At 36.2% G+C, this 4,958-nt stretch carries 2 protein-coding genes and 3 pseudogenes; 3 read left to right on the top strand and 2 right to left on the bottom strand.

What is annotated here, in order from left to right; all coding sequences use genetic code 11:
- The coding region (locus NMM25_RS10435; protein WP_254736831.1) for a YSIRK-type signal peptide-containing protein at nucleotides 1-2,003 on the bottom strand (2,003 nt) is incomplete at its 3' end.
- A gap of 192 nt (nucleotides 2,004-2,195) precedes the next feature.
- On the opposite strand from NMM25_RS10435, the pseudogene NMM25_RS10430 reads away from it, so the two are divergent.
- Nucleotides 2,196-3,133 (top strand): annotated as a pseudogene (locus NMM25_RS10430) (IS30 family transposase).
- 52 nt (nucleotides 3,134-3,185) lie between these two features.
- Here NMM25_RS10430 and NMM25_RS10425 read toward each other — a convergent pair.
- The gene (locus NMM25_RS10425; RefSeq protein WP_254736830.1) at nucleotides 3,186-3,482 is read right to left on the bottom strand and encodes a hypothetical protein; all 297 of its coding nucleotides are present in this window, start codon (nucleotides 3,480-3,482) and stop codon (nucleotides 3,186-3,188) included.
- Between the two features lie 113 nt (nucleotides 3,483-3,595).
- Here NMM25_RS10425 and NMM25_RS10420 point away from each other — a divergent pair.
- Both NMM25_RS10420 and NMM25_RS10415 read left to right on the top strand, forming a co-directional pair.
- A pseudogene (locus tag NMM25_RS10420) lies at nucleotides 3,596-3,964 on the top strand (transposase); the annotation flags it as partial.
- A gap of 125 nt (nucleotides 3,965-4,089) precedes the next feature.
- Nucleotides 4,090-4,958, top strand: a pseudogene (locus tag NMM25_RS10415) (transposase); the annotation flags it as partial.

The raw sequence follows: 4,958 nt of genomic DNA, 5'->3' as shown, positions 1-4,958 counted from the left end.
GTATTAGGACTTTCTGGAGTTACAGTAAGTTCATCAACTTTTGTTTTATCTGCAATAAATCCAGGTACAACTGGTGTTGTCTCTTCACTAAGCTTTTTATCACTTGGCTTCCAAGCTTCCACTTTTTGGATTGTTTTTGTTACAGGATTTCTAGTTCCTTCACGAGTGAATTCTGCTTCCTGAGTAACTGAATCTTTTAACGTTGGTCGACCGTCTGTTTTTCCATCCTCGTAGACATAACTAATTTTTCTTGTTACTTTATGACTTTCCGTAAATGCCTCAGACTGCTCTTCATAAATAACTTTCCATACTTGATCATTATTATCATCATAATCAAAATATTGGTCCCCTGTAAAGGTGTTTGACGTTACCTTAAAGCCTTTATCACTTAAATTTTTAAGTTCTGAAGTAATATCACGGTCTACTTTGGTTCCAGAACCACCAGATACTGATAATTCTTTTTCAAGAACAGGAGCATTGCCATCCTTATTATCCTTCAAAAATTGAATCTTACCTTTTTGAATATTACGAGTATAAATATAAGTAACAGTTCCGTTCGTTCCCCATTCACTTAAAGGACCTTCAGCTGGTAAACCATTAGAATCTATTTCTTTAAAAGTAAATCCTTTTATATCTTTTTGTTCTGTTTTATATGTTTTACCTTTATAGGGACCGTCTGGGTATGTTGCTTGTCCTTCTCCAATTTTTTTGCCATCTGTGTCAACATATGCTACATCAACGCTTGCAGCCTGACTATATTCAAAACTATTAATCTTGAATTGTTGTAAATTTTTAGAACCACCTGTCGAAGCTGCAACATTCATGGCCATAATTTCATTTACAGTTTTAACTGTTTTTTCCCAAGTCAACAAACCTCTATTACTTTGGTACGTAACTGTGAGTTTTTTAGTAGTACCATCATAATTAATAGTAAACTTATGGAACTTACCATCTAAGTCGGATTTATCTAAATTTTGTGCTCTAGCCTCATCATTATGTACCCACCATCTGTCGTATCCATTAATTTTCTCATATTTTGTTTCGGCGAACGAACCGTATACTAGACGAAATTGACCATCTGGCTGAACAGGATCTGCTGGCCAACCATATACCTCATTACTGACACTTGGATCTCCATTTGGTTTCCTATAGTAATTATAGTAAGTATCTAATTTAAAAGACTCTGCACTTCGTAACCCACCTATTCCTAGGTTACCACCAAACTGTCCAACGTCAGTTGTATTACCGTCATGAAATGAAAAACTAATTCCGTCAGCTCCACCTTGATCTTTGGTTTTATCCCCAAGATTAACTTCACCATCTATATTGAAGCTTTGACTCATATCGATTTTACTTTTTAGAGTAAAATTACCTACTAAATTATTTTTATCTGTTGTTAAGGTGACTATTCCTGTATCTTTATCATAGGTTGCGGATCCATTTAACCTGAAAGAATCTAAAAAATTATCTTTGGTAACTGTAGATTTACCTACATTCGTTGTCCCATTTACTGTCACAGCATTTTGTAATACATTTTCAATAGTCTCACCTGCATCTAAGCCTTCTTGATTCGTATTTAAACTGTTTGTTGTTGAAGACCTTTCTTCATTACCTTTCTCGGATAATGCTTTGGTATTCTCCTCACCAGTCGAAGAAATGTTACCTGCATTAGATGTAGTAGATGAAGTATCCACAGAAGTTGCTGAAGTTTCTTTGTTTGTTATTTTCTCAGACTCTGGTTCTGTAGAGTTTTCACTGCTAGAAACGGTTGAAGAGCTTTGCGCTGTAGCATTTGCTGTATCAGTATTAGTTGAAGAGCTTTGCGCTGTAGCATTTGCTGTATCAGTATTAGTTAGTGAATCAGCTGAAACAGTATTTGCTCCCAAAAATGCAAAAGCTGCAATCGCTACAGAAGCAATTCCTACACTAAATTTTCGAATAGAAAAACGTAAACGTCTTTCCGACTTTGTCTTCTTAAAGATGCGATGTGTTCTTTTTTCCATATAGAGCCTCCTTTATAAATCTTTTTGTTTTATGTATAGTGAATACCTTACCACAGCAATAATAGCATATTTTACATACAGATGCAATAGTTTTTATTAGATAAATTGTAAAATATAGTGCAACAAAAAACTCATAGCGTTTCATTGGTGTAAACTGTAAGTAACCACACAAACAGAACCCGAGGAAAAACTATGAGCTACTCCCATCTTACCATAACCGACCGAATAAAGATAGAAACCTACTTGGAATCAGGTTTGAAACCTTGCCAAATTGCAAGTAAACTTGGCGTCCATAAGTCTACCATTTCAAGAGAGTTAAGGCGATGTCAAAAAGGTTATTCTGCAGCCCTAGCACAGGAACAGTATGACCACAGGGCCAAACAAAAAGGTCGGAAATCTCGTTTGAAACCAGCGTTGAAAAAGGAAATTGAGGACGGTTTAAAATCTTCCTGGTCGCCTGAACAGATTTACGGGCGCTATCAGCTTGAACAAAAACCAATGGTCGCTTTTAAAACCATCTAGAACTGGCTCTATGCTGGTTTGATTGATCTGGATTTAAGCGTCCTTCGTCGTAAAGGAAAAAACTCGACAACCCATAGAAATACGTGGAAGATTTAGGATTGGCACGTCAATTGCCAAACGTCCTAAAGAGATCCGGAATCGTGAAACTTTTGGCCACTGGGAGCTTGATACTGTAGTGTCTTCCAGTGGCCAAAAGCAAGGGTTGTTTAGCGACCTTTCTGGAGCGAAAAACGCGCTTTTACTTAGCTTTCAAGATACCAGATAGAACAGCCAAAGCCATGTTTTCAGCCATCGAACAACTTTGTAAGCTATTTCCAAAAGAGACTCTTAAAATCTTCACTTCAGACAGGGAAAAAGAGTTCACCTGCTATCCTCTAGTAGAGAATTTAGGAATTTCCTTTTTCTTTGCGGACGCCTATTCATCCTGGCAGAGAGGAAGTAATGAAAACGAAAATGGCTTACTAAGAGAATATTTCCCAAAGAAAACAGATTTAGCTGTTATATCTGATGAGGCTTTGAACAAGGCCTTATATGATATCAATCACCGACCACGAAAATGTTTAGCTTACAGAACTGCTTATGAAGCTCTAGTGAATGAGTTAGAGTAAATGTTGCACTTATTCTTGCAATTTATCATTAGATTTTCTTTTTTTCAATAGTCTAACTACATTCTTCAATTATTCCTCCTACTAATAGTCTTTCAACCATTTCGACTTCATCCTCATATAATTCCCTATTCACCCCATCTAGTAATTCTAATAATAAAGCAAAACCAGGGTTGTTAAATTCAATTAGGGTAGCTTTCTGGAAATTAAACAGTGCTTTGTCAACTTTTCGTAATCTAAAATCTGATGTTAGTCTATATCTCTTCACTTCTTTTCCCTTTGTTAATATACTCACTATAAACTTTGGTGGGATTATCATGATAAATATTTCCGATTGTGGCAACATCGCCATCAATCACCAATCTTCCATCACTATATATTGTAAGTGTTGGATTGAATAGGTTATACTAAACTAGACAGATTTATAAATTGTTCAAAATAAAAATACTAGAGGAGATATCAAGATGTCTAGAAAAGTACGTCGTCATTTTACTCCCTGAATTAAAAGCTTACTACGACCTCTATCAACTCTTGCTTTTTCACTTAAAAGAGCAGAATTCAGAACATTTCTTTGGCTTAATACAGTATGAACTACTTTATCTCAATTATACCCTTAAAACAGCTCTAACCACATTTATACGTTATAAAACCTACCTTACTAATGCCATGGAACTGCCCTATTCTAACTCTAAACTTGAGGCAACAAACAAACTCATCAAAGACATCAAACGCAATGCCTTTGGATATTGGAACTTTGAAAACTTTAAAAAGCATATCTATATCACTTTAAACATCACAAAAGAGAAGTCGAAGTTCGCCTCCTCTCACGCTTAATTAGGCTCTATAATTTCTGTAGTGGGTAAAGCCACCATAGGGATTATGGAGCCTATTTTGCTGTAGAAAAAAGTCCCATAAGACCTATAATGAAAAGTGACCAAACCCTCATTAGAAAGAATCTTATGGAACAATTAAATTTTATCACAAACATACTCGGAATTAAAGACAAGAACATCATAATCTTGGATTATCTGGATGCTGGAACACATAAGGAAATCATCGCTAAGCTAGATTATCCTGCTCCTAAGTATCTCGATTGTCAAGGACAAATGGCTAAATATGACTTCTAAAAAGAATCTAAAATTCCCTATCTAGAGTGTGCGGGCTACAAAACTCTTATTCGATTGAGAAAACGCCGTTTTCGCTGTAAAGTATGCAGGAAAATGGCTGTCGCAGAGACTTCCTTAGTCAAAAAGAACCACCAAATCTCAACTACCTTCCAGAACATATGAACTGGGATGAGTACAGCTTCAAGAAAGGTAAGATAAGCTTCATTGCACAGGATTTTGATTCCAGAAAGATCGTAGCTATCCTAGATGGACGGACTCAAGCAACTATTCGCAATCATTTCCTTCGCTATTCTAGACAGGTGAGAAGTCGTGTGAAAGTCATTACCATGGACATGTTTAGTCCCTACTACGATATTGCCAGAAAACTATTTCCTTCTGCTAAAATCGTCCTCGACCGCTTTCACATTGTCCAACACTTAAATCGTGCTATAAGTCGTATTCGTGTTCAAATCATGAACCAATTCGATAGGAAATCCCATGAATACAAGACTATGAAACGTTACTGGAAACTCATTCAACAGGATAGCCGTAAACTCAGTGATAAATGATTTTATCGACCAACTTTTCGCTCACACCTGACCAATAAAGAGATTCTAGAAAAGATACTTGCCTACTCTCAGGAACTTAGAGAGCACTATGAGCTCTATCAACTGTTACTATTTCATTTTCAAGAGAAACAGGCTGACCATTCTTTGTTCTTA

It is taken from the genome of Streptococcus sp. CF10-1, assembly GCF_024295825.1.
Classification (GTDB): Bacteria; Bacillota; Bacilli; order Lactobacillales; family Streptococcaceae; genus Streptococcus.
Note: the sequence above shows the minus strand (reverse complement) of the source record. Positions and strands in the feature narration are given on the sequence as shown.

Bases quoted from the DNA above. Each gene is read 5' to 3' on its own strand.
- NMM25_RS10425 (WP_254736830.1), bottom strand. From the start codon at position 3,482: ATGGCGATGTTGCCACAATCGGAAATATTTATCATGATAATCCCACCA.